This window comes from Fulvivirga sp., assembly GCF_040220315.1.
Lineage (GTDB): Bacteria > Bacteroidota > Bacteroidia > Cytophagales > Cyclobacteriaceae > Fulvivirga.
The window spans coordinates 1-24,850 of record NZ_JAVJUY010000270.1 but is presented as its reverse complement, the minus strand read 5'-3'; the positions used below and the strand labels follow the sequence as shown (position 1 = coordinate 24,850).

Genomic DNA, 24,850 nt, shown 5'->3' with positions numbered 1-24,850 from the left:
AAAAGCCCGTTATATTGTTCAATTACCCTAAAGAGATTAAGGCATTCTACATGCGACATAATGATGATGGTAAGACCGTTGCAGCAATGGATGTGCTATTCCCAGGCATTGGGGAAATCATAGGTGGATCGCAGCGTGAAGAGCGTTATGATGTACTGAAAGCCAAAGTGGAAGAGCAAGGAATACCTGAAGAGGATTTATGGTGGTACCTGGATTTGAGAAAATTTGGCTCAGCGCCTCATAGTGGTTTCGGCCTGGGTTTTGAGCGAATGATCCAGTTTGTAACTGGTATGGGAAATATCAGGGACGTAATTCCATTCCCAAGAACACCAGATAACGCTGAGTTTTAAAATCGGAATCAACAAAAAACCCTGACGAAATCGCCAGGGTTTTTATTTCAATAACCTTATAAACTATCGTTTTAAGAATTTATAAGTTTCTTTAAAGACGTTTTGTTCGTCTTTTATAGCTAGTAGATAATAGCCTGGAGATAAATCCTCCACACGTAATCTAAATTTATCGTCTGATACTTTTTCAACTTCCACATTCACTATGTTGCCAATGATGTTATGAACTGTGAAAGACACATTTTCCAACGTTGAGTTATCGATTTTCACTTCAAGAAAATCTACGCTGGGGTTTGGAAACAGTTTAATTTCATTGGTTACTGATAACGATTCGTTTCTAAACCGGTTCAACTCTCCTGATTGAGCGAAACAGTCAGCACTTGCAAGTGCTATGACTAAAATTATCGATATGTACTTTAAAAATTTCATCAAATATTTTGAGAGCAATAATCGAACCAAATACAATAATTAAAATTTAATTTCGTTATCAAAAGGTTAATACGCATAACCCCCTTCAAGGTTACCGCTTCAAAGGAACAAAAATCAATTATTGAATAATTAACCCAGTTTGCGGGATAATCTCGGCAAACCTTAACAATTATTTAACAGATATGGGCGTATGCCTCTGGGATGTAGTTAATGATATCCCCCGATTTCATGGGAATCGCACCGAGCTGATTCTTGGCAAAATCGCCAGCAGAGCCATGAAGAAATACAGCAAGAATTGCAGCATCTCTGCTTGAGTATCCTTGTGAGAGTATAGACACCAACATTCCCGTTAAAACATCGCCACTCCCGCCTTTCGCCATGCCTTCATTGCCTGTAGAATTAAAATACACCCGGCCATCGGGCATAGAAATGGAGGTATGAGCACCTTTTAGAACTACAATTGATTTGAGTTTCTTTGAAAGCTCTATTTGTTTATTCAACCGTTCAAAATCATTCTTCCAACTCTCCCCTGCTAATCGTTCAAACTCCTTAGGATGTGGAGTTAAAATGGAGTTTTCAGGTATCAATTCCATCAACACTCGATTCTCACCTAGTATATTCAAGGCATCGGCATCTAATATAAGTGGATGCTCATATTTTGATAAAAAGTTACCCAGTGCTTTTACCGTTAGTGAATCTTTACCTATTCCGGGACCAACCGCTACAGAATTATAATCACCTAAATTTATCTCGGTTATATAATTTTCATTACCATCTAAAATTGCCATTGCCTCTGGTGCAGTGGTTTGAAGAATGGTATTCCCAACTTTTGGAACTTGCACACTTAAAAGGCCTACGCCTGATCGCAAGGCAGCTTTTGCAGCCAGCACTGCCGCTCCCATTTTACCTAAGCTTCCAGCCACAATTAAAGCATGCCCGTTAGTGCCTTTGTGGTCGAACTTATTGGTTTTCTTGATCAGGATTTTGATTAGAGCAGTGGTAATATATTGGTAAGGAGTAGTTTGCTGATCAATAAAATTCTGATTTAATCCAATATCCACCACATGCCAATTACCAACATATTGATAGGTTTCAGGAAGCATAAAAGCCAGTTTCGGTAGTTGAAAACTCACTGTTGCACTCGCTTTAACAATCGTTGTTCCCTCTGTTGGCTGATCTGCAAATAAGCCTGACGGCATGTCAATACTAGCTACTTCTGCTCCTGATTGATTAATTTGATAGATGAGTTTGGCATAATCACCTTCTGCCGGTCTAGAGAGACCAGAACCGAAAATTGCATCAATAATGATCGCTGATTCAGGTATTGAGTTAGATGCGTTATACTCAATAATATCTATTGGAAGTCGATTTTTATTGGTTATGAAATCTGCTGATCCTTTATCAGGATTACCTATAACAAGCACCTGAATTTTGTATTTCTTTTCGTGCAACATTCTGGCTACTGCCAGGCCATCTCCACCATTGTTGCCCGTACCTACCACAACCAAAATACTTTTATCGGTTGTTACTTTGGATACAAACCATTGCACAAATGCCTTGGAGGCTCTTTCCATTAAATCGATTGACGCGATGGGTTCATTTTCTATCGTGTTTGCATCTAATTCACGGATATTTTCAACGGAAAGTATTTTCATGTTAACGATCTACTTCTCCTAAAACAATATCAATTGAGCCTAAAATGGCTACCAGATCAGCGATCATCCCGCCTTTGGCAAGTTCATTAATAACGGATAAGTTAACAAAGCAACATGAGCGTGCCTTGCAACGAAACGGGATATCACTTTTACCATCGGCCCGGAAAAAGAACCCTAGCTCTCCTTTAGGGTTTTCTGCTCGCACGTACAAATCCTGGGCTTTTGGCCTTATCTTTTTCGGAACTAAAGCCTGCGGATCAAATTCTTTATCTCTTTTATGCACTTTCTTAAGCTTTTCAAGGCATTGCTCAATGATTTTAACTGATTCATGAACCTCTAAAACCCGCACATAGGTACGATCCCAACAGTCGCCAACAGTTCCCATTTTGCCTTCGCCTATCGGAATATCGAAATCCAGTTCCGGGTAAACGGAGTAACCATCTACTTTTCTTAAATCAAATTTTAACCCTGATGCCCGAAGCATTGGACCAGTAATGCCGTAGTTGATGGCCAAGCCCAATTGAAGTACACCGACATTTGCCGTACGGTCAATAAAAATTTTGTTATCAGTTACAACTGTTTCTAATTCTTTGAGCTTTGGTTTCAGGTAGTTGATAAATTCTGTGCACCTATCTTCAAAACCTACCGGAAGGTCATAAAACAACCCGCCCACCCAAATGTAATTGTAAAGCATTCTGGCACCAGAAGCCCACTCCAACAACCGTTGAATATGCTCCCTGTCACGCATCATCCAGAAAAATGGAGTGAAGGCACCAATATCCATCGCATAGGTTCCGATAGCTACAAAATGAGATGCTAGTCTGTTAAGCTCTGCCACCAGAACCCGTATGTATTCTACCCGCTTTGGAATTTGATCTTCAATTCCGAGCATCCGCTCCACCCCCATAGCATAGGCATGCTCACTATTCATTGCAGCAACATAATCCATGCGGTCTACATAAGGTATTATCTGATTGTATGGCAACGACTCTGCGTGCTTCTCGAAACATCGATGTAGATAACCTAAATGTGGAATTACTTCTTTGATGATCTCATTATCTGTCAGTACTTCTAACCTTAGTACACCGTGTGTCGAAGGGTGTTGCGGCCCAAGATTAATCACTAGTTCATCCGACTTTAGATTATCTAAGTCGTATTTATTCGGCTCTGACTTAATCAGGTTATCGGGTGAATATTGATATTGTATTTTACTATCCAATTTACGCTTCGCCCTTTTCTTCTTTCTTCAAACTATCTTCATGGGCCACTGTAATTCCATGATATAAATCCTGATGTTTATAATCCTTTCGTAAAGGATAGCCCTCCCAATCGTTGGGTAGCAAGATTCTTCTTAAATCCGGATGGTTGTTGAATGCAATTCCGTACATGTCAAATACTTCGCGCTCCAGCCAATCTGCCGTTTTCCAGATTGATGATACTGAGTCAATTTGTGGTTCCTTTCTATCCAGATTCACTTTTACCATCAGATGATGATCAAATGGAATGGAGTACAGATTGTAAATCACTTCCATTGAACCTGCTTCAGGCCCATTATCCAACCCGGTAATACAGCTGAGCATATCAAAATACAACTGATCATGTTCATACAAACATGTCATGGTTTTGAATAGGCTTTCTGCGGCTATTTCAATGGCTTTTGGTGTTGCCTTTTCATCTTCAGAGATGATTATATCTCCAAACTGATTGGTGATTATCGATTTGATTTCATCGAAACTCATGCTTCTTCCATTAGTTTTTGAACGGCTTTAGGTGCCATTAGTGACTCATTTCTAATCTTCTCCTGCAATTTTAAAAACCCTCCGATTAATGCTTCCGGTCTTGGCGGGCAACCAGGCACATATACATCTACAGGAATAATTTTATCGACTCCCTTTACTACATGATAGCCATGCTCCCAGTAAGGGCCACCACAGTTAGAACAAGAGCCCATAGAAATTACATATCGTGGTTCGGCCATTTGTTCATACAATCTTCGTATTCTGTCGGCCATTTTAAATGTGACTGTACCTGCCACAATCATTACATCTGACTGGCGTGGCGTAGCTCTTGGAGCCATGCCAAACCTGTCCATATCGTAGGCAGAAGTACCAGTGCTCATAAATTCAATAGCACAGCAGGCCAACCCAAAGGTCATGGGCCACATAGAAGATAATCTTGCCCAGTTAATCAGGTCATCTACCTTGGTGACTATTACACCACCACTATTAAACTTAGAATCGAGTAAACTCACTTAGAATATTTTTTATTGATTTCATTGTACATGCTCATGGGTACGGGTGACTTGAACTCGCTTTTTTGTATTTCAGCTTTTGGCCAATCCAGAAAACCTTTCTTCCACACATAGGCCAAACCCAGCCCCAAAACACCAATGAAAATGAACATTTCCACTAATGAAAACCAGCCCCAAAGTCCATTTGTTACGTTTACCCGCTCTGCATCACCAAAGACTGTTGCCCAGGGAAACAGAAAGATAATTTCTACTTCGAACAACAAGAAAATAAGTGCTATAATATAAAACCGGGTATTCACTCTGCCCCTGGCTGCACCTAAGGGCTCTTCACCACTTTCATAGGTGGTAAGCTTTTCATCATTAGGTCTGCTTGGTCTTACCAGCCTGGCAGTTATTAACCCACCAGCAATAAATCCAAGTCCACCGAGGAAGAAAATAAGAATGTCCCAATAGTTTTCCATTGTAACCAAATATAAGTATTAAGCTTGGCGTAAGCGAGTAAATCGCTTTACTAATTATAAGTATAATCTATATGTATATAATAATTATCAATTTTACTTATTGGCTTCAAAGACTTAAATTTGTGATAACTAAATGAATGAAATTATGAGCAACAAGAAAATTATAGATAAGTTAAATGTACTGTTGGCCGACTATCAGATTTATTATCAGAATTTGAGAGGTTTTCACTGGAACATTCAAGGAAAGCATTTTTTTCAACTACACGATAAATTTGAGGAGTTATATACGGATTCAGCCATTAAAATTGATGAAGTTGCAGAACGTATTTTAACGATAGAGGGCACACCGCTCCACACCTTTGAAGATTACGTGAAAACTTCCACCATTTCACCGATAAAAAATGTGAATGATGGCGAAGTATCTGTACAAACCGTTGCCGATAACCTGAGAGAATTACTTGCACTTGAAAGAGAAATTAAAGAAATGGCAGTAAATGAAGGTGATGATGGCACAGAAGACTTAATGTCTGACTTTATTGACCAACAGGAGAAAACCCTTTGGATGATGAAGGCGTGGCTTAAGTAAGCAATTAGCAATTAGTAAATTACAATTGGCAATGAGCAATATATTGATATCTGTTCATTGTTAATTGTAAATTGACTCAACCCGCCCAACCTTCTCTATCCAAACTTCTGTATTGAATGGCTTCGGCTAAATGCTCGATTTGAATTTCTTCAGCATCTGCTAAGTCGGCAATGGTTCGGGAAACCTTAAGTATACGATCATAGGCTCTTGCCGATAGCCCTAGTTTCTCCATGGCAGTTTTAAGCAATGTTTTACCTGCCTCATTTATTTGGCATACATCTTTCAACATCTGAGAAGGCATCATGGCATTGCAGTGAATTTCTTTAATCTCTTTGAACCGGTCTATTTGTCTGACTCTTGCGGCAACTACCCTTTCCCTAATTTCTGAACTGGATTCAGATTTTCTATTTGCCGTCATCTCATCAAAGGAAACAGGAGTAACCTCCACATGCAAATCAATTCTATCCAACAAAGGGCCACTGATTTTACTCAGGTATTTCTGCACCACACCCGGGGCGCACACGCACTCCTTTTCCGGGTGATTGTAATACCCGCATGGGCATGGGTTCATACTAGCAATGAGCATAAAATTGGCCGGATAATCCAATGACACTTTTGCCCTTGAAATAGTTACCTTACGATCTTCCATAGGTTGACGCATCACTTCCAGCACCGTTCTTTTAAATTCAGGCAATTCATCTAAAAAAAGTACACCATTGTGCGCCAAAGATATTTCTCCGGGTTGTGGATTACCTCCACCTCCTACTAAAGCTACGTCACTTATAGTGTGGTGAGGCGCACGGTATGGCCTCGTAGCAATAAGAGAAGCGTTATCGCCCAATCGGCCTGCAACGGAATGAATTTTAGTTGTTTCCAGTGCTTCGTGCAGACTTAATGGTGGCAGAATAGAAGCAAGTCGTTTGGCCAGCATGGTTTTTCCAGCACCCGGTGGTCCAATCATTATTGCATTGTGCCCTCCTGCCGCTGCAATCTCCAGTGCACGTTTTATATTTTCCTGACCTTGTACATCTTTAAAGTCAGCACTATACGTGTTTACTTCAGTCATAAACACATCGCGTGTGTCTATGTCTAGTGGCTTTATTTCAATGGCTCCTTCAAAGAAATCAATAGCCTCTTTCAAAGATTCTACGCCAATCACTTCTAAATCATTAACAATAGCCGCTTCTCGTGCATTTTCTTTGGGAAGGATAAATCCTTTAAACTTATTTTTTCGGGCTTCGATGGCTATGGGCAATACACCTTTGATGGGTCGTAATTTTCCATCGAGTGCCAGCTCGCCCATAATTAAATAGTCTTCGAGTTTATCAGCGCTTATCTGATCGGAAGCTTTGAGGATACTTAAGGCTATGGGTAAATCGTACGCACTGCCTTCTTTCTTAATATCGGCAGGAGCAAGGTTTACCACCACTTTTTGCCTGGGCATGCGTAAGCCATTTTCCTTAATAGCGGATTCAACCCGATGCTCACTTTCTTTCACGGCATTATCGGGCAGGCCACTCATGTGGAATTTTGTACCCTGACCTACATTCACCTCAATAGTGATTACTCGTGCATCGACACCATAAACGGCTGCACCAAATGATTTAGATAGCATTTATGCAACTAATTTTTCTACTAGCAAAATAATGATGTGGATGATTTTTATATGCACTTCCTGAACGCGATCGGCATACCCATAGTGCGGTACACAAATTTCTACATCGGCCATGCCTACCATCTTGCCACCGCCATTTCCGGTAAGGGCAATAACTTTCGCACCTTTCTTTTTGGCAGCCTCGATGGCATTAATCACATTTTTTGAATTACCACTAGTGCTTATGGCCAGAAGCACATCTTTGTCCGTTGCCAGGCCTTCCACAAAGCGGGAGAATACATAATCAAAACCGTAATCATTACCAACACAGGACATATAACTTGGGTCTGAAATGGCCACAGCGGGCAGTGGATTTCGGTTATCCCTGAACCGTCCGGTTAATTCTTCTGCAAAGTGCATGGCATCGCAGTGCGAACCGCCATTCCCACATGAAATTGCTTTTCCACCGGATTTTATGCTATCCGCCAGCAATTGAGCGGCAGCTTCTACGCTGCCAATGCAATCGGGATCTTTAATAAACTTCTCTAAAACGTCCTGTGCGTGTAATAGCTCTTGTGTAATGATGAGCTTCTTATCCATACGTGTATTGTTATTCGTCTGCTCCTGAATCTTCTTTATCTTCACTCTCCTTCACCACTGGCTTCGTCCCTTTTTTTGATGCTTCTGATACCTCCTGTAAATCATACATTTTAGCCTTAAGCGCATTAACTTCCTGCTCTAATGCAAATTTTTCCTTCTCATGTGTCTTCGCATCTAACCCTAATAAAAGCACATTAACGAAATAGAGCACAAGGCCAATAGCAGATACGTACACCATCAAATCCATTTTACCTCTCAACCACAATAAGAATTCAAAATCTTCCGACCTGTAGTTTACATAGATTGAAACAACCAGTAGTATAACATGAAATATGAAATAGATAATTAAAAATATCGATTTAGGCTTTTTCATAAATGTATTAGTAGCTCGACTAAGAGTTTGCTTTGGTTGAAATTAAAACTACAAAAAATTAAATTAAGTATTTTGCATGGCGTTCAGTTTTTTATAAATCCCGCCTTTTGCCAATAGCTCATCATGGCCGCCTCTTTCCTTTATTTCACCATTTTGAATGACAATAATTTCATCGGCATGTTGTATGGTACTTAACCTGTGTGCTATCACTACAGATGTTCTGTTCTTCATTAAGTTGGCCAAGGCTTCCTGCACCAACAGTTCAGATTCAGAGTCTAGCGCTGAAGTGGCTTCATCTAATATTAATATTGGCGGATTTTTAAGAACAGCGCGAGCGATGCTAATCCGCTGACGCTGCCCACCTGAAAGTTTCATGCCTCGTTCACCAATATTGGTTTGATAACCATTTTCGAGGTCGACAATAAAATTATGTGCATTGGCAATTTTAGCCGCATTAATCACATCTTCTTCATTGGCCTCATCGATACCAAAAGCAATGTTGTTAAATATGGTATCATTAAATAGAATGGACTCCTGCGTTACAATACCCATTTGCTTTCTCACAGAATCAACCTCGCAATCTTTAATAGAAACTCCATCTATTTTTATATCGCCATCGGTTACATCATAAAACCGCGGGATAAGATCTGCTAATGTTGACTTCCCACCACCTGATTGGCCAACAAGTGCTACGGTTTGTCCCTTCTTTATTTCCAGATTGATGCCTTTGAGTACGTAGTTGCTTTCTTCATAAGCAAACGAAGCATTTTCGAAAGTCAAACTGTTTTCGAAGCCGGTTAGTATTTTCGCATTTGGCTTATTCTGAATGGCCGGCACATTGTCTATTACCTGAAAAATTCGTTCGCCAGAAACCAATCCTTTCTGCACACCAGAAATACCTTGAGAAAATGCTTTGGCGGGAGAAATGATCTGCGAGAATATGGCCAAATACGTGATAAACTGACTGGCTGTTATAGCTGATTCATTATCCAATACCATCGACCCTCCAAACCACAAAATAACGGTGACGATTCCAATGCCCAAAAACTCTGAAATGGGTGATCCTAATTCTTTTCTATATGAGTAGGATAAGTTTACCCTTCTATAATAATCCGTTTCCTGATCGATCTTATCACTTACATAATCTCGGGCGTTAAATGCTTTGATGATGCGCATGCCGCCTAAGGTCTCATCCAAAATGTTAACAATGCGACCCAGCGATTCCTGACTTTGAACCGCCTTTCGTTTTAATTTTCTAACAAGGTAACCCAATGCGCCACCAGCTGTAGGCAAAATCAAAATGGTAAAAAGTGTAAGCTCTACTGAGATGCTGAACAAAGCAATAAAGTAGATGATAATCGTCATTGGTTCGCGAAACATCGATTTCGGGCTATTCAAAACAGAGACCTCTACTTCCTGAACATCGTTAGTCACCCTGGAAATTAGGTCACCTTTGCGCTCTGTGCTGAAAAAGCCAAGATGCATGCGTGATACTTTATCGTACACATCCATACGCAGATATTTGACTACATCTAATCTGATTTTTGCACTGATTATAGCTGCCAGGTATCTGAATATATTGGTACAAAAGACTGATACAAGCACAATGCCACATACAAACAACAATGCCTCCTTCGGCCCGTAGTTGATGATAATTTGGGAAAAATGATAGTTAAATGTATCCGTTAAATAAGATGTGCTCAGCTCAAAACCTTCTGGCTTTGCATAAACAACCGTTTCTTCCTGTCCGAAAAGAACATTTAATAATGGGATAAGTAATGCCAGGTTAAACACACTAAAGGTTACACTCAAAATAGTGAAGGTCACATATTGAGGTACGTATAGCCTTAATTTTCTGGCATAACTGAATATTCGAAAAAATACTTTCATAGTATGAGCCGCAAAGTAGCGGATAAAACTTTAAACCAGAATATGCTTTGCATATAATTTGCCTTATTGAAAGAATCGCCTATAACTATTACAATTCAAATAAATTTGTATTAATCTCAAATAGGAACATCTAGATAAACAGTTCATACATTACCATAGAATGAGATGGCTTCAAGGAGGCTAATCTATTTTTATAAGTATTGGGCTGAATAAATCAGCCTTTGAAAAGATGTTTTACAGATAGTTAATTGAAAGTCGATTTGGATTCCTATTTCTAATCAATTCTTAATTATTCGATAATCTTATCCGATTTAATAGTAAGGTTAAGATTGTCGTAATTTGTAAAATGTATGTTAAAAACATCTTAGGTTTTCTTTTGTGCTTCTCACTCATTGTGAGTTGCCAAAACATAGAAAAAGGAACCGTTGAAAAGCAATCAACGCCTGTTGAGACCGATGAAGTTGAAAGAACTTCAATAAGTTTCGATGCTTGGTTTACAAACCCTCAACCCCTTGTAAGTGCCCATCGCGGAGGTCCTTATCCCGGGTATCCCGAAAATGCTATCGAAACTTTTGAATATATCGCCAATCAAGTTCCTTTTGTGATTATTGAATGTGATGTATCCATGACCAAAGACAGCATATTGGTTTTGATGCACGACAAAACACTGGATCGAACAACAACAGGAACTGGAAATATATCTGATTATATGTTCAGCGAGTTGGCTGGTTTTAAACTGGTTGATAATGAAGGGCAAAACACAATTTACCAAATTCCAACGCTCGATCAAGCCTTGGTTTGGGGCAAGAATAAGGCATTATTTACTTTGGATGTTAAACGTGGAGTGCCTTTTGAGAAAGTATTACAAGCCATTGAGAAATACAACGCTGAAGATTATGCAGCAATCATCACATACCGGATTCAGGATGCCATTTTAATTCATTCATTGAATTCTGAGGTAATCGTTTCAGTTTCTGCACGTGATAAAGGTGCGCTAAAACAGATCAGAGATGCAGGCATACCAAATACTAATCTGTTAGGATTTGTTGGCACCAGTGAACCGGATTCGGCTCATTACAAACAACTTCATGAACTTGGTATCAAAACTATTTTGGGGACTTTAGGAAACCTCGATAATAGCGCAGTTGCCAAAGGTGACGATACCATTTACAAAACCTACATCAGCAATGGTGCAAATATTATTGCAACGGACAGACCCATAGAAGTTGCTAATGTTTTATATGAGAATTAGTACTGAATGAAGACTAAAAAATTCAATCGAAGAGAGTTTATTTCCTTTTTAGGGAAGGCAGGGCTGGGTACAGCCATTTTACCGCCTTTCTTAACTCATTGTGGCAATATTTCAACACCTTCAGAATCCTTTCAAAAGGTTGGAAGCGATGATTTACAAAAACTGCGTGACCTAATTTTAGAGGGTATTGAAGCTTCCGATAAAGATGATTTACTGCTAGCCAACGGTTTAAATTATCATACCATATTAAAGTGGGGAGATCAAATTTCTGAGAAAGACACTTTTGGGTTTAATAACGATTTCACCTCCTTTCTCCCACTTGATCCTGCCAATCCTAAAGACGGCCTGTTATGGGTCAATCATGAGTATATTCACCCATTGTTTGTTTCTGGGTTTGATCATTTTAAAAACGATGACCCTGCAACTCAAAAAACCTGGGAGCAGGTAGATAAAGAAATGTATAATGTAGGCGGGAGCATTGTTAGAATTAAAGAAGAAGATGGAAAGTGGAAGGTTGTACAAGGTGATCCACATAACAGAAGAATAACTGGGCAAACGCCAATTCCTTTAAATTGGGATTCACCAATAAAAGGCAAATCCACAGTTATGGGTACCAACAGCAATTGCTCAGGGGGTATAACACCTTGGAATACTTTTCTTACTTGTGAAGAGAATTACGATAGTTACTTTGGTGAAACAGTATACGATGAGAATAATGACCCTACTCATATCCCGAGCAAGCATGGTTGGGAGTCTTTTTACAATAACCCACCGGAACATTATGGTTGGGTTGTTGAGGTTGATCCTAAGGACGGATCGGCACAAAAGCACATCGCATTAGGCCGTATGGCACACGAGTGCTGCACCATCTATGAATTAGAGGACAAACATGTTGTGGCATATACCGGTGACGATATTAATGATCAGCATTTATATAAGTTCATCTCCTCACAACCCGGATCTCTCAAAGAAGGGACGTTATATGTGGCCGACACAATAAATGGCCAATGGCTGTCTCTGGATTGGGAAGGTCAGCCTATTTTAAAAGAGAAGTTTAAAGATCAAACTGAAGTTCTTGTTCGAGTAAGAGAAGCTGCAAAGATGTTAGGAGCTACGGAGCTAAACAGGCCGGAAGATATTGAAATTGATCCGATAACGGGTCATGTCCTTGTTGCACTTACCAATAACAAACCAAAGAACGACTATCATGGATCGATTTTAAAGATTGAAGAAACAGATGGAAAATTTGATTCATTAACCTTCAAAGCGTCTACATTTTTGGCAGGTGGTGAAGAAAGTGGGTTCTCATGCCCCGATAATTTGGCATTCGATTTCTCGGGTAACTTATGGTTTACTTCAGACATGTCAGGTAGTGCAATGAACAAAGAAACAGGGCCTTATATGGCATTTAAAAACAACAGCCTTTTTGTGGTTCCCAGGATTGGTAAAGATGCAGGCAAAGTTTTCAGGGTCGTTTCAGCTCCTCGAGATGCTGAACTTACCGGGCCTTGGTTCTCGCCAGATGGTAAAACGCTATTTCTGAGTGTGCAGCACCCGGGCGAACAAACAAGAGATTTGGCCAATCCAACCAGTAAATGGCCTTTTGATGAAGACAATATTCCAAAACCTGCTGTGGTAGCAATTCAAGGCGATTTGATCGAAAAAATGCATAAATTGAGAGAGATTGAGATCGAATCATAACCGGTAGTTACATGAAAAAACCTCTGCCATGACAGAGGTTTTTGATCATTTACACTAAACCTGAATAAACTTAATTGATATTAATATCGAATTCGATATCAATGTCAGTCCCACCAACTGTTGAGTCAGAATCACCAGTTTTTAAACCTGGCTGGTGTTTAAGTACAACATTAAAAATACCTGTGTTGGCACTACCTGTGGTCCATGTAGTTGATAGTCCTACAGGATTACCATTATCATCTGTATCGTTATAATTAACAGGGTCATTACGGTTTCCTGCACCTATGTTTCCATCACCGGCAGGGTCTGAGAATATACCTGAAGTAAACCCAAAGAAAAACATGTGTTCATCATCTTCTTCTTCGATTTCTGGTGTTTTATCTTCCGCTGGAGACTCAAGTGTATTTCTTAAAGTAATTTCCATTGTATATTCGGTGTCTGCATCAAGATCTATATCATCGATGGTCGGCATACCGGCACCATCACCATCAGGATCTAACCAAACAGCTGAAATTGGTGCACCTCCACCGGCAGGTGTAAAGGTCAGCGTTACTTCCGTAATAGTTTCCTCTTCTTCGTTCGGCTCTTCAACGATGTTTATTGGGAATGTAATGTCGATATCTGTTCCTCCATCTTCTGATGTTGACGTAGATGACTTGAGTTCAGGCTGGTGTTTCAATACTACTCTGAATTCACCAGGAGTATCCGTGTGCCCTCCAGCAGTCCAGGTAGTCGAAAGGCCAAGAGGCTCACCGTTCCCATCTTGGTCGTTGTAATTTACAGCATCATTGCGACTTCCTGACCCAATGTTTCCATCTCCTGTAGGATCTGCAAATATGTTATTTGTAAATCCAAAGAAGAACATGTGCTCATCCGCCTCGCCAAGAATCTCAGCGGTTTTATCTTCATCCGGATCCTCAAAGGTATTTGTTAAAGTCATGGTGAGTATATACTCTTCACCTTCTACAAGGTCGATATTGTCTATAACGGGGCTTCCTGTACCGTCACCATCTGCATCAAACCATGTTGCTGTTACAGCATCTCCTTCACCTGTAGGAGTAAAGGTTAATAGCACACGAGTTATAGTCTCTTCCTCTTCTTCACCACCTCCAACTGGTGCTGGATCGTCATCATCAGAACAACTCGCAAGATAAAAGCCAAGGCTGCATAATAGTAAAAGTGAAAATAATGATTTAAGTGTCTTCATAGTTATTACATTATTAATTAGTGAATGCAATATTATTGCATATCCAATTACAATGCAACTATGTTGCATTTAAAATGTAAATTGTACAGAAAAAGATATATTTCTGCCTGGGGCATTGGCGAAATATCGGAGTTTGTCAGTGTACTGCCTATATTCCGTGTTAAGTAAATTGTTTACACGAATTTTTCCACTCCATTTATTTATATCAAATCCGGCTTCGGCACCAAGTAAAAAGAAGCTATCTGGCACTTCCATAAAGTCAAAAATATCGGTATTTCTATCTACTGGATTATCTGCTTCTCCTAATCTGGTGGGAGCTATGACCAGCGGTTCATTCCACTGGGATGCAGTGTAGGACAGATTAATTCCATAATTCCATACGCCAACTTTTTGTCTAAAGGTGTAATCAATATTTAATGGAGGTATCTCAATCAACGGTTGACCTCTTTCTATACTCTGCGCATATACGTAAGAGACCTTCAATTCAGACGAAAGAAAATCCGTGTGTGAATGTCTTATATCCCAGTCGGTTCCAATAAAAAGCGCATCGGTTTGATCAAAAATGAAAAACGGAAAGTCAGGGCCCCGAATATTGGTGGTTACGCCATAGGGTCTTAAGAAAATGAAATTATTAATTCTGTTAGCAAATACGATAAACTCAGCAGTGGTTTTACTTTTAACAATCTCTAAACCGGAGATCCATTTGATGCCTTGCTCTGCAGGCACTTGTCTCAAAGTTTGGTCGAAAACACTATCCGCAGGAGTAACAATGTTTGGGTCTAAATCGTACCTCCAAAATCCAAATTGAAGTCTGGATTGATGCAAGCCAAAAGAATATAACTCCGCCACATTAGGCGGTCTCCAGGCACTTCCAATATTAGAGAAAACAGTAACTTGGTTATTGATCATTTTCCGGATGCCCAGCGTGAAAGTAGGGTTCACAAATTCGAGTTCGTTGGTGTAGCTAAAAGTTTCTCTTATTTCATCAGAAACACTCAGGTTCTGAAAATCCAGGCGTGCGCCTAACTCCAGGATAGTATTTTCAAAATCAAGTGATTGTACCGTGAATACACCTAGGTTTAATACTTTGTAATCGGGCACAAAATTGGCTGGGTTAGATTCTGGTTCGTTAGTACTATTTTGAGTAAATACCTGAAAACCTGAACTACCGTTCCAGCGGCCCTTGGTGGGTTGCAACCACTCTGTGTCGACAGTGTGCGATAGAAGCTCTAAATCAATCACTGGTCGTTCGTTGAGATCACCTCTTCGTACATCAAATTCTTTTCTGATGTTGCGTTGAATAGCATATTGGATATTGAATGTATGTTCACCTAAAAACACTGACAAATCAGCTTTGAGCAGTCCATGTTCAGTTTCTTGCCCCGGGCTGCCAATATCATAGGTGAAAGGGAATGTAGTTTCAGGTGTAGCATCATTAATTGCGTCCTCCAAATCCTCCTGATTACCCACAACGGATGCCCTTAGAATGCCCAACTCCTGTTGAAAGTAATTTCCAGAAATCTGTAAATCAAATCTTTTTCGATGCAAAAAGGTATGAAAACTTGCGCCTAACTCTTTTCTGCCAGTATTAGAAAGGGTATAATTCGGTGCACTTAAGTCTCCCTGGTAAATGCCAAAAACTCCCACATCCCAGGCAAAACGGTGAGCACCCTGGCTGAGGTTAAATTGACTGCTGATTGCCCGTCCATTAGTTTGGTAAGATGTTCCGATAGACCCACCCAGCTCCTTATCAAAGGCCGGCTTTTTAGAATTATATAGAATCACTCCGCCCAGGGCATCAGGCCCATATTTAACTGTAGCTGCACCCTTTACCACCTCTATTCTGTCCACGTGGGAGGGGTCAATTTCTGGAGCGTGTTCTTCACCCCATACTTGATAGGCATGACGTACACCATCATTGATGACTAGGACACGATTGGAGTGTAATCCATGAATTATTGGCTTGGAAATATTGGTGCCCGTTTGGAGTAATGATACACCTGATATGTCAGCAGAAAGCTGACCAATCGAAGAAATTGTGGCATCTACTTTGTCCAGTTCTTTACGTTGTACCGAGAGTGACCTGATTTCATCTATTTTCTGATCTTCGATAATTATACTTTCTAAAACTGTTTCGTTGGGAGCCAAAAAAATGGTTGGATTACCGTGATGGAAATCATGGTGATGAACGATCGTTTTATAACCCAGAAATCTGACTTCCAGGTCGATTTCGTCATCACATATCTTTTCAATAACAAAGTGACCATTTTCATCAGCAATCGCACCCAAATCCGTTTTCAATACTCTAATAGTAGCAAAGGGAAGAGGCTCATTGGTTTCTACACTTAGTATTTGTCCACTTACTGTCAGGTCGCAAGCACCTGTTTGACTAAACGCAAAACTGTGAAGTGGTATAAAGAAAAGTAAAAAGTAGTATCTCATTCTCAAGCACAATTGGCACAAACCCCATCAACAATCATATTAACAGCCTCGATACGATAGCCCTCTGGTACTGATGCCACGGGGACTATCTTATCATCCAGACATTGGATTTGTCCGCATTCATTGCATTTAAAATGGATATGATTATGCTTGTGATGATCGGGAGAACAGGTTTCATGGCACAAACCATAGGTGGCTACACCTTGCGAGTTTGGAATTTTGTGAAGGATGCCTGAATCGAGAAAACTATTTAGAGTACGATATAGCGTAACGCGGTCGTATTGTGGGAATTGACCCTCCAGATCACCTTGGGAAAGAGCTGTTTTATTATTCATAAAAAAGCCTAGCACATTACTTCTACAATCCGTTACACGTAATTTATGTAGTTTCAGAACATTTTTCATATACTCTTCATTCTCCATACCACAAAGATATATAAATGCAACTAAATTGCATTTATATATCTTTTATAAATTGTGGCTTGATAAAATTTTACTTTATGAAGCCTCTTGCCCTGTGTTTTGCATTCTTAATATCCTATTCTATCTATGCCCAAGAAGACCAAAAGAAACCTAGAATGTATCCTATCTCGAATTAGGTTCTAGAGATAAATCTAACAATACCTTAGGAATTGTTGGATGGATAGCAATGCAAGGCAGTTATAGAGAAACTGACCTATTTAAAACAGTTCTAGAACTCACCAAAAACAATGGAATTATTAAAACTCATGCAGCCTCTGTGGAATATTCCAACGAACACTCAGCGATAAGAAATTTGTATCTGAATCCGCTGAGGCAATATCTGTGGATAAATTTCTACTGACAATTTTACCATCAATAAAGAAATTATGCTTCCACATATACGTGGCTGTAAAGTCGAGATACGTTAAATCCGCCTGCTGACCCTGAGCTATTTCATTACCGAAATTCATCTCACGGCTATTGTTATCTAACAAAATATTGCCACCCCAATTTTCATCAACTCCATCAAAGCCATATTGTGCATAAATCAGTTTGCCGGTTAAATAAAGCCTGTCGATAGGCTGATAACGAACAATTCCAATTCCTTCATAAAAATTGGCTCCCAACGGATGCGCCAATGACTGTCTGTAATGGGAGTAACTCCCGTACCTGGAACTGTGTGAATAAGTATATGGCCTGGCGAGATTTGCTTCGAGTTGCAAATCCAGATTATTAATTCCGAAAGCATCAACGTACTCTCCTCCTAACTGAACAGCGAACTTATTGGCCCACCAGCCAGAACCCTCTTTCAGGTTCTCCAGTAAAAATTCATCCAGTGCAAATTGTCCGTAAAAAGAAACGCCTTTTGCCGCCAGCCATTTAAAATCCAAACCAAGCAGCACATTATCAGTACTCCCATTTTGCTGCTCAACCGCTCGATAAAATATGATCGGATTGAGGTAACGAATATCTATGCTATTGTTTCCTAGAGAATCAGTTCGGTCAAAAATCACTGACTCAAACACTCCAATATTTAATTTCTTGCCGATGTTAATACCCAGATGATGAAATGCCATATATTTTTCTGGGTAACTAGTATTTGCAATCAGTCCGTTTGCATTGCCAAAAACATCGGAAGTTAGATTAGCGAAAATATTAGTGTAATTGATCTTCCAAACCTGAGTATTCAGTTTCAGAAATAAATAAGCCGGGCCATTGTCTGACAGAATCATGGAGCGATGTCCATTACCTACAGAGAACCGATCATGACCGAATTGCAGGTTAATGTGTTTAGTTGCATTAAAAGTGATATAACCTCGTGCCGTGAAAAAATCCACGCCATCATCTTTATAGTTTTTCCAAAATCCTTCATGTGGCACGGCTATATTGGATGCAATTTGCTGACGAACATATAAAGGGTTGATCACTTGGTTTTCACCGATATACGAATAGAACCCTACTTTTCCATCTACCACTCCTCTAATCTGTATTCCTCGTGTATTGGTCTGCGTAGTTACGTCATCATCCGATTCCCTCCCTCCACTCAAATGCAACACAGGGTTAATATGTAAATCAAAATTCTTTTCTCGTACGTGATACAAATCACTTTTCGCTCTATAGAAATGATTTAAAAATGTTTTTTTGCTTATATTTTCCTCAGTGCCTGTCCATTCCCAATTATCATTTCTTAAATACTCGAGGTTAAACTTATCCTGATGCGACAATTGCTTATCCTCATTTAAAAGTGAATCGGCATACTGACCAATGGAAGATCTTGTATACCCTTTCAAACTTGTATGAAAAAAGGGGCTCAATTCCCCATATTTTATTTCGTACCGATCGACCAGGTGGTAATAATCTTCATTTAACGGTGCCAGACTACTTTGTGCCTTGGTTGTTTGAGCTATTGAGAACACTAATAAAAGTGTTGAAATGATGCTTTTACCCATATTTTGCAAAATACATAAAAAATGGTTTTATCTTTGAAGAATAAAGTAAGGAAAAGTTTTGTTGTTATTCACCAAACTTTTAATTTTGTGCCTCTTTTGAGAAGAACGAGACAGAAAAGGTTACCACAATGAAAAAAGACATACATCCAAATTACAGAGAAGTTATTTTTCACGATACTTCAAGTGATTTTAAGTTTATTACGAAATCTACCATTGACACTAACGAAACTATGAAGTGGGAAGATGGCAATGAATATCCTTTAGTAAAAGTGGAAGTAAGCTCTGCTTCTCATCCATTTTACACAGGAAAGAAATTATTCGTTGATACTGCTGGTAGAGTAGAGAAATTCAACAAAAAATATAAGAAGTAAGAAACACAAGTTTCTATTTTATAAAAGTCTTCAAGATGAGCTTATCTTGAAGACTTTTTTATTTTTGTGGACATGAACATAATACTGTTTGATGATCCGACCATCAGAAAATCACTTTTACCGCTCACGTACACGAGACCTGTTTCTGAAATTCGCATTGGAATATTAACAATTACAGAAAAATGGCGAAAGCGATATGAGAATTCAGTATCTCACAGAACTGAAGATTACCTTGCAACCAAATACCCTGAAGTAGCTGAAGAAAAGAATGTATACATTAATGGTGCTTTGTGCCCCGATGGTAAACTAATTGCTGCTATCGACAAACTGGGCGATAATGAAGGGATCATCAGAAATGGAAACCTTTTAGTCGCCAAAACCTCAAAACTTGACTTAACAAACCTTTCCTCACTAAAAACTTCTGAATACGAAATAGAAGTTGCCCTAATTGATCAGCCTTGGAAAATTTTCAAGCAAAATGCTGCTCAAATTCAAGAAGACTTTACACTTATAACGAAGGGTAGATCATCAGCTAATATTACCGATTTACATACCATTACCTACGGTAAAGAAAATATATTTATTGAAGAAGGAGCTTCTATTAAAGCTGCCATCATCAATGCTGAAAACGGCCCCGTGTATATTGGCAAAAATAGCCACATACATGAAGGTGCCATCATTAAAGGATCATTTGCACTGTGCGAGGGCGCTCATGTAAATATGGGGGCAAAAATTAAAGGCGACAGTACTATAGGCCCATTTTCAAAGGTGGGAGGAGAAGTTAGCAACTCCGTAATTTTCGGCTATAGCAATAAAGGGCACGATGGATTTATAGGAAACACCGTCATAGGCCAATGGTGCAACCTGGGTGCAGATACCAACACATCAAACCTTAAAAATAATTATGACAGTGTAAAACTTTGGAGCTATGAGAAAGGCGGTTTCAAAGATACGGGCGAACAGTTTTGCGGATTGATTATGGGAGATCATTCTAAATGCGGTATTAACACCATGTTTAATACAGGAACCGTTGTTGGCGTATCTTCCAATATATTTGGTTCCGGATTTCCAAGAAACTTTATCCCATCATTTTCATGGGGTGGTGCGGCCGGATTTACTACCTTTCAAAAGCCAAAAGCCGATGAAGTAGCTGAGCGAGTGATGTCCAGAAGAAATATTGAATACACAGAACAAGAAAGGAGCATCATGCACCATGTTTTTGAACTATCTGCCGACTAAAGAATTTGGGATAAGAAATGAGATTTTGTGAAATAGCGGGTTTAGAAGAAAAGAAAAAGCAACTTATCGGTGCCGTTAAGAATAATAAGATAGCCCATGCTCAATTATTTGCAGGTAACGATGGAAGTCCGAACCTGCCAATGGCAATAGCCTATGCTACCTATCTCAATTGCGAGAATAGAACTGATACTGATTCCTGTGGCGAATGCCCTAGCTGCTCCAAAAATGCAAAGTATATTCATCCTGATGTGCATTTTGTCTTTCCGGTAAGTGCTACCAAAGATGTAAAATCAGAGGAGGCAATAAGTGAAAAATTCATGCCTGATTGGAGGAAATATTTAACAATAAATCCTTTTGGAAACCTTGATGCATGGACAGCAGTTTATGGTGGCGAAAACAAACAAGTGAATATATCAAAAAGGGAAAGTAGGGAAATCATTAAAAGGTTATCATTAAAAGCTTTTGAGGGCAAGTACAAAATTATGATTGTGTGGCTGCCAGAATACATGCACCCTGCAGCATCGAACGGAATATTAAAAATATTGGAAGAGCCACCGGAGGATACAGTTTTCATGCTGGTTACTAATGATTATGATAGGTTGTTAACCACCATCACATCCAGAACCCAGATGGTAACCATTCCACAATTTGATGATTCTGCCATTATAGAACTTCTGATTAAGGAAGGTATTGATCAGGAACAAGCTAATAAAATAGCCCCAGTGGCAGATGGCGATATTAACAACGCATTGCGAATTGCGAATAATTTAGAAGCCGATAGTCACGAATTATTTGCAAGCTGGATGCGCTCTTGTTTTAAGCGTGATTTAGGCTCATTGGTACAGCTATCGGAAGAGTACCATAAGACAAGTAAATTATCACAGCGTAGTTTATTTAAATATGCACTTTCAATTTACCGTGAAGCATTGATTTTTCAGCATGCCCCTGAAATAAACAAGGTAAATGGCCAGGTGCTGGAGTTCACCAAAAAGTTTAGTGCCACTTTAACTGAAACTAAAATTGACAAAATCTCAACGTTAATTAGTGAGGCTTTGTATCATTTAGAGAGAAATGGAAGTCCTAAAATGATATTTTTAGATTTGTCACTTCAAATAGCCGGAAGTATTAAATAATGGATAAAATTAAAATTGGAACGCGGGGGAGTAAACTGGCCTTATGGCAGGCATATCATATTCAGGATTTGCTTTCCACTACTGGTCTAGAATCAGAAATAATAACCATAGAAACAATTGGTGACAAAATTTTAGACGTGAGCATAGCCAAAATTGGAAGTAAAGGCGTGTTTACCGAAGAAATTGAAGAGCAACTGAAGAACGGCTCTATTGATATAGCGGTGCATAGTGCAAAAGACATGCAATCGGTATTGCCTGAAGGTTTTGAGCTCATTGCATTTACTGAAAGAGAAATAGTGAATGATGTACTGGTGAGTGAAAAGGCAGATATTGATCTATCAGATAATAATTTGGTGATTGGTACCTCCTCTACCCGAAGAGTCGCTCTTTTAAAACACTACTATCCGCATATAAAAACAGTGCCCGTAAGAGGAAACCTGCAAACAAGAATCCAGAAAATGAAAGATGGGGCTTGTGATGCTTTATTATTGGCGTATGCCGGAATGCACAGAATGGGTTATAGTGCATTGATAAGAAAAAAACTGGATCTCGATGAATTTATACCGGCTGTGGGTCAGGGAAGTGTGGCCATCGAATGTTATTCAACGCTTTCCAAAGAGAAAAAAACAGCTATTAAAAAAGCCATTTCACATACTCCAACCGAGTTTAGGTTAGAAACCGAGCGTGCATTTCTAAGAAAATTGGAAGGCGGTTGCAGCATTCCTGTTTTTGGTCTGGCTCATCTCAACAATGGCCAAATAATAATGAAAGGTGGAATTGTGAGCCTCGATGGAAAGGAAATTATAATTAAAGAAGTAGCCGGTCCACAGGGAGAAGCCAATGAATTAGGACAAAAATTAGCCAATGATGTGTTGAATGCTGGTGGCGACAAAATTTTAAAAGAAATAAAACAAGAATTAAAGAAGTAAATCAACTATGAAAAGAATAATCTATTTAGTGATTTTGGTTGTGCTAGCCTCTTGTGCTACGGACAAGGATTATATTGTTACCATCCACACCACTCATGGTGATATGAAAGCTGTGCTTTTTGATGAAACACCTAAGCACAAAGAGAACTTTATCAAATTAGCGAAAGAAGGATACTTTGACAGCACGCTTTTTCATAGAGTAATCAAAGACTTTATGATTCAAGGTGGTGACCCTAATTCTAAAGGAACTCAACCGGGGGCAAGGCTTGGAAATGGCGGGCCTGGTTATACCGTCCCAGCTGAATTCAATAAAGATTTATTTCATATGAAAGGTGCCTTATCTGCCGCCAGACAAGGCGATCAGGTAAACCCAAAGAAAGAGTCAAGTGGAAGCCAATTCTATATTGTGCAAGGCAAAGTATGGAGTGAAGAAGAGTTGACAGTGGATATGAACAAATTGGGCAGAGCAGGCCAGCAGATGATGCAGAAACCAAAAAACGATTCTATTAAAAACATGCTGATCAATACTTACCAGACGGAAGGACCTAATGCTTACGGAAAAAAACTGGTTGAACTAAAAGAATTTATAGAAGAAGATATGCAGGTAGATGTTGACAAGGAAATCCCTCAAGAACGATTAGATGCGTACACCACAATTGGCGGGGCTCCACATCTGGATGATGAATACACTGTGTTCGGTAAAGTAGTGGAAGGTTTAGAAGTAATTGACAAAATAGCTGCCGTTGAAACTGATAGAACAGACAGACCGAAGGAAAATGTAGTAGTTACCATGGAAGTGGAAGAACTACCAAAGAAGAAGATTACCAAGCTATATGGGTACGAATATCCTGTAGAAGAAAAATGAAAATATTAATTACGGGTAGTAACGGATTACTGGGTCAAAAACTAGTAAAACTTCTTATTGAAAGTAATGAAGAAGTAATCGCAACTGCCCGTAATGGCAACCGCCTTCCAACAGAATACACAGGCTACACCTTCGAAGAAATGGATATTACCGATCCTGTAAGTGTAGAAAAGATATTGCAAAAACATTGTCCTGATGCCGTAATTAATACTGCAGCCATGACTAATGTAGATGAATGCGAGAAAGACAAGGCGGGTTGCGATTTATTGAATGTCGAAGCTGTCAAGCACCTGATAGAAGGTTGCAATCAAATTAATGCGCACCTAATTCACCTTTCCACTGATTTTATATTCGATGGAACTCATGGGCCTTTAACTGAAGAGGACAAACCCAACCCCATCAGTTACTATGGCGAGAGTAAGTTGAAGTCTGAAGAACTTGTCATGGCTAAAAGTTATAAGTGGAGCATTGTTAGAACTGTATTGGTTTATGGCATTGCACATGACATGAGCAGATCCAATATTATTCTTTGGGTGAAAAATAGCTTGGAAAACCGTAAAAATATTCAGGTGGTGAATGATCAATGGCGCACCCCTACTCTGGCAGAAGATTTAGCACAAGGCTGTTACTTAATCGCTAAAAATAGCACGGAAGGAATCTTTAATATTAGTGGTGCAGATATGCTCACTCCTTACGAGATGGCTATTCAGACTGCCGAGTTTTTTGAGTTAGATAAGTCTCTAATTGAAGAGACAGATGGTTCTAAGTTTACCCAGCCAGCCAAGCGTCCACCAAAAACAGGCTTTATTATTGAGAAGGCTAAGAAACAACTGGGCTATCAACCCCATACCTTTAAAGAAGGGCTAAAAGTTTTGGGTGATCAATTGCAAAAGAGTTAATGACAAACCAATGATATCCTTAGTCTACCAAAGGGTGACTAAGGATTTATAAATGAGCATGAGTGTCTGTGACACGGTTAATTTTAGCATACTTCGTTTACAACAACTCAATTTCTACCAACCCCTTCATACCGGCATAGTCCCCCGCACTAGACCATCGATAGTGCTCCGGTTCATTTACAATTCCAGCCTTTACAGGATTCAAGTGAATGTAAT

Annotated in this window: 24 protein-coding genes; 10 read left to right on the top strand and 14 right to left on the bottom strand. The window is 39.5% G+C overall.

Annotation, left to right across the window (positions count from 1 at the left end; translation table 11 throughout):
- Positions 1–350 (top strand): amino acid--tRNA ligase-related protein (locus tag RLO81_RS13380; protein WP_350112444.1); only part of this gene is annotated, 350 nt, incomplete at its 5' end.
- Positions 351–413: 63 nt separating this feature from the next.
- On the opposite strand, the gene RLO81_RS13375 is transcribed toward RLO81_RS13380, so the two are convergent.
- The 6 genes from RLO81_RS13375 to RLO81_RS13350 form a co-directional block, all read right to left on the bottom strand.
- Positions 414–776, bottom strand: a complete 363-nt coding sequence (locus tag RLO81_RS13375; RefSeq protein WP_350112441.1) for a T9SS type A sorting domain-containing protein — start codon at positions 774–776, stop codon at positions 414–416.
- Positions 777–949: 173 nt separating this feature from the next.
- Positions 950–2,431: an NAD(P)H-hydrate dehydratase gene (locus tag RLO81_RS13370; RefSeq protein WP_350112438.1), complete on the bottom strand. Its 1,482-nt coding sequence runs from the start codon at positions 2,429–2,431 to the stop codon at positions 950–952.
- 1 nt (position 2,432) lies between these two features.
- Positions 2,433–3,650, bottom strand: coding sequence for an NADH-quinone oxidoreductase subunit D (locus RLO81_RS13365; RefSeq protein WP_350112435.1), 1,218 nt, complete (start codon positions 3,648–3,650; stop codon positions 2,433–2,435).
- Position 3,651: 1 nt separating this feature from the next.
- Positions 3,652–4,170: an NADH-quinone oxidoreductase subunit C gene (locus RLO81_RS13360; RefSeq protein ID WP_350112432.1), complete on the bottom strand. Its 519-nt coding sequence runs from the start codon at positions 4,168–4,170 to the stop codon at positions 3,652–3,654.
- Positions 4,167–4,682: an NADH-quinone oxidoreductase subunit B gene (locus RLO81_RS13355; RefSeq protein WP_350112429.1), complete on the bottom strand. Its 516-nt coding sequence runs from the start codon at positions 4,680–4,682 to the stop codon at positions 4,167–4,169. Before RLO81_RS13355 ends, RLO81_RS13360 begins: the two co-directional genes overlap by 4 nt.
- Positions 4,679–5,143 carry an NADH-quinone oxidoreductase subunit A gene (locus RLO81_RS13350; RefSeq protein WP_350112427.1) on the bottom strand — a complete coding sequence of 155 codons (465 nt, stop codon included), beginning with the start codon at positions 5,141–5,143 and terminating at the stop codon, positions 4,679–4,681. The genes RLO81_RS13355 and RLO81_RS13350 overlap by 4 nt, the downstream gene beginning before the upstream one ends.
- A 145-nt stretch (positions 5,144–5,288) precedes the next feature.
- On the opposite strand from RLO81_RS13350, the gene RLO81_RS13345 reads away from it, so the two are divergent.
- Entirely contained in the window at positions 5,289–5,729 is a 441-nt protein-coding gene (locus RLO81_RS13345; RefSeq protein ID WP_350112424.1) for a Dps family protein, read from the top strand.
- 76 nt (positions 5,730–5,805) lie between these two features.
- Here RLO81_RS13345 and RLO81_RS13340 read toward each other — a convergent pair whose 3' ends face one another.
- The 4 genes from RLO81_RS13340 to RLO81_RS13325 form a co-directional block, all read right to left on the bottom strand.
- Positions 5,806–7,344, bottom strand: a complete 1,539-nt coding sequence (locus RLO81_RS13340; RefSeq protein ID WP_350112421.1) for a YifB family Mg chelatase-like AAA ATPase — start codon at positions 7,342–7,344, stop codon at positions 5,806–5,808.
- A complete protein-coding gene (gene lpcA, locus RLO81_RS13335; protein ID WP_350112418.1) occupies positions 7,345–7,923 on the bottom strand; it encodes a D-sedoheptulose 7-phosphate isomerase in 579 nt (192 codons plus the stop codon).
- 10 nt (positions 7,924–7,933) lie between these two features.
- The gene (locus RLO81_RS13330; protein WP_350112417.1) at positions 7,934–8,296 is read right to left on the bottom strand and encodes a hypothetical protein; all 363 of its coding nucleotides are present in this window, start codon (positions 8,294–8,296) and stop codon (positions 7,934–7,936) included.
- Between the two features lie 63 nt (positions 8,297–8,359).
- Positions 8,360–10,186 (bottom strand): ABC transporter ATP-binding protein, encoded by a 1,827-nt coding sequence (locus tag RLO81_RS13325; RefSeq protein ID WP_350112414.1) that lies wholly within the window; start codon positions 10,184–10,186, stop codon positions 8,360–8,362.
- A gap of 346 nt (positions 10,187–10,532) precedes the next feature.
- Between RLO81_RS13325 and RLO81_RS13320 the strand changes: the two genes are divergently transcribed.
- Together RLO81_RS13320 and RLO81_RS13315 are read left to right on the top strand one after the other, a co-directional pair.
- Positions 10,533–11,438, top strand: a complete 906-nt coding sequence (locus RLO81_RS13320; protein ID WP_350112412.1) for a glycerophosphodiester phosphodiesterase family protein — start codon at positions 10,533–10,535, stop codon at positions 11,436–11,438.
- Between the two features lie 6 nt (positions 11,439–11,444).
- Positions 11,445–13,139 (top strand): PhoX family protein, encoded by a 1,695-nt coding sequence (locus RLO81_RS13315; RefSeq protein ID WP_350112409.1) that lies wholly within the window; start codon positions 11,445–11,447, stop codon positions 13,137–13,139.
- A 70-nt stretch (positions 13,140–13,209) separates the two neighbouring features.
- Here the strand turns inward: RLO81_RS13315 and RLO81_RS13310 are convergent, their stop codons facing one another.
- The 4 genes from RLO81_RS13310 to RLO81_RS13295 form a co-directional block, all read right to left on the bottom strand.
- Positions 13,210–14,346, bottom strand: a complete 1,137-nt coding sequence (locus RLO81_RS13310; protein ID WP_350112406.1) for a hypothetical protein — start codon at positions 14,344–14,346, stop codon at positions 13,210–13,212.
- A gap of 69 nt (positions 14,347–14,415) precedes the next feature.
- Positions 14,416–16,788, bottom strand: a complete 2,373-nt coding sequence (locus RLO81_RS13305; RefSeq protein WP_350112403.1) for a TonB-dependent receptor — start codon at positions 16,786–16,788, stop codon at positions 14,416–14,418.
- A gap of 2 nt (positions 16,789–16,790) precedes the next feature.
- Entirely contained in the window at positions 16,791–17,210 is a 420-nt protein-coding gene (locus RLO81_RS13300) for a Fur family transcriptional regulator (RefSeq protein WP_350112400.1), read from the bottom strand.
- Positions 17,211–17,506: 296 nt separating this feature from the next.
- Entirely contained in the window at positions 17,507–19,198 is a 1,692-nt protein-coding gene (locus tag RLO81_RS13295) for a hypothetical protein (protein WP_350112397.1), read from the bottom strand.
- A gap of 128 nt (positions 19,199–19,326) precedes the next feature.
- Between RLO81_RS13295 and RLO81_RS13290 the strand changes: the two genes are divergently transcribed.
- The 6 genes from RLO81_RS13290 (at position 19,327) to RLO81_RS13265 (ending at position 24,634) form a co-directional block, all read left to right on the top strand.
- Complete coding sequence (locus RLO81_RS13290) at positions 19,327–19,569, top strand: type B 50S ribosomal protein L31 (RefSeq protein ID WP_350112394.1); 243 nt, start codon at positions 19,327–19,329, stop codon at positions 19,567–19,569.
- 72 nt (positions 19,570–19,641) lie between these two features.
- Positions 19,642–20,808, top strand: coding sequence for a GlmU family protein (locus tag RLO81_RS13285; protein ID WP_350112391.1), 1,167 nt, complete (start codon positions 19,642–19,644; stop codon positions 20,806–20,808).
- Between the two features lie 17 nt (positions 20,809–20,825).
- A complete protein-coding gene (locus tag RLO81_RS13280) occupies positions 20,826–21,941 on the top strand; it encodes a DNA polymerase III subunit (RefSeq protein WP_350112388.1) in 1,116 nt (371 codons plus the stop codon).
- Positions 21,941–22,870, top strand: a complete 930-nt coding sequence (hemC, locus tag RLO81_RS13275; RefSeq protein ID WP_350112385.1) for a hydroxymethylbilane synthase — start codon at positions 21,941–21,943, stop codon at positions 22,868–22,870. Before RLO81_RS13280 ends, hemC begins: the two co-directional genes overlap by 1 nt.
- A gap of 7 nt (positions 22,871–22,877) precedes the next feature.
- Complete coding sequence (locus RLO81_RS13270) at positions 22,878–23,735, top strand: peptidylprolyl isomerase (RefSeq protein WP_350112382.1); 858 nt, start codon at positions 22,878–22,880, stop codon at positions 23,733–23,735.
- Entirely contained in the window at positions 23,732–24,634 is a 903-nt protein-coding gene (locus tag RLO81_RS13265) for an SDR family oxidoreductase (protein ID WP_350112379.1), read from the top strand. The genes RLO81_RS13270 and RLO81_RS13265 overlap by 4 nt, the downstream gene beginning before the upstream one ends.
- Positions 24,635–24,850 lie beyond the last annotated feature (216 nt).

Bases quoted from the DNA above. Each gene is read 5' to 3' on its own strand.
- RLO81_RS13310 (WP_350112406.1), bottom strand. From the start codon at position 14,346: ATGAAGACACTTAAATCATTATTTTCACTTTTACTATTATGCAGCCTT.
- lpcA (WP_350112418.1), bottom strand. From the start codon at position 7,923: ATGGATAAGAAGCTCATCATTACACAAGAGCTATTACACGCACAGGAC.
- RLO81_RS13290 (WP_350112394.1), top strand. From the start codon at position 19,327: ATGAAAAAAGACATACATCCAAATTACAGAGAAGTTATTTTTCACGAT.
- RLO81_RS13305 (WP_350112403.1), bottom strand. From the start codon at position 16,788: ATGAGATACTACTTTTTACTTTTCTTTATACCACTTCACAGTTTTGCG.
- RLO81_RS13320 (WP_350112412.1), top strand. From the start codon at position 10,533: ATGTATGTTAAAAACATCTTAGGTTTTCTTTTGTGCTTCTCACTCATT.
- RLO81_RS13270 (WP_350112382.1), top strand. From the start codon at position 22,878: ATGAAAAGAATAATCTATTTAGTGATTTTGGTTGTGCTAGCCTCTTGT.
- RLO81_RS13350 (WP_350112427.1), bottom strand. From the start codon at position 5,143: ATGGAAAACTATTGGGACATTCTTATTTTCTTCCTCGGTGGACTTGGA.
- RLO81_RS13345 (WP_350112424.1), top strand. From the start codon at position 5,289: ATGAGCAACAAGAAAATTATAGATAAGTTAAATGTACTGTTGGCCGAC.
- RLO81_RS13295 (WP_350112397.1), bottom strand. From the start codon at position 19,198: ATGGGTAAAAGCATCATTTCAACACTTTTATTAGTGTTCTCAATAGCT.
- RLO81_RS13340 (WP_350112421.1), bottom strand. From the start codon at position 7,344: ATGCTATCTAAATCATTTGGTGCAGCCGTTTATGGTGTCGATGCACGA.
- RLO81_RS13280 (WP_350112388.1), top strand. From the start codon at position 20,826: ATGAGATTTTGTGAAATAGCGGGTTTAGAAGAAAAGAAAAAGCAACTT.
- RLO81_RS13265 (WP_350112379.1), top strand. From the start codon at position 23,732: ATGAAAATATTAATTACGGGTAGTAACGGATTACTGGGTCAAAAACTA.
- RLO81_RS13300 (WP_350112400.1), bottom strand. From the start codon at position 17,210: ATGGAGAATGAAGAGTATATGAAAAATGTTCTGAAACTACATAAATTA.
- RLO81_RS13330 (WP_350112417.1), bottom strand. From the start codon at position 8,296: ATGAAAAAGCCTAAATCGATATTTTTAATTATCTATTTCATATTTCAT.
- RLO81_RS13315 (WP_350112409.1), top strand. From the start codon at position 11,445: ATGAAGACTAAAAAATTCAATCGAAGAGAGTTTATTTCCTTTTTAGGG.
- RLO81_RS13360 (WP_350112432.1), bottom strand. From the start codon at position 4,170: ATGAGTTTCGATGAAATCAAATCGATAATCACCAATCAGTTTGGAGAT.
- RLO81_RS13285 (WP_350112391.1), top strand. From the start codon at position 19,642: ATGAACATAATACTGTTTGATGATCCGACCATCAGAAAATCACTTTTA.
- RLO81_RS13370 (WP_350112438.1), bottom strand. From the start codon at position 2,431: ATGAAAATACTTTCCGTTGAAAATATCCGTGAATTAGATGCAAACACG.
- RLO81_RS13325 (WP_350112414.1), bottom strand. From the start codon at position 10,186: ATGAAAGTATTTTTTCGAATATTCAGTTATGCCAGAAAATTAAGGCTA.
- hemC (WP_350112385.1), top strand. From the start codon at position 21,941: ATGGATAAAATTAAAATTGGAACGCGGGGGAGTAAACTGGCCTTATGG.
- RLO81_RS13375 (WP_350112441.1), bottom strand. From the start codon at position 776: ATGAAATTTTTAAAGTACATATCGATAATTTTAGTCATAGCACTTGCA.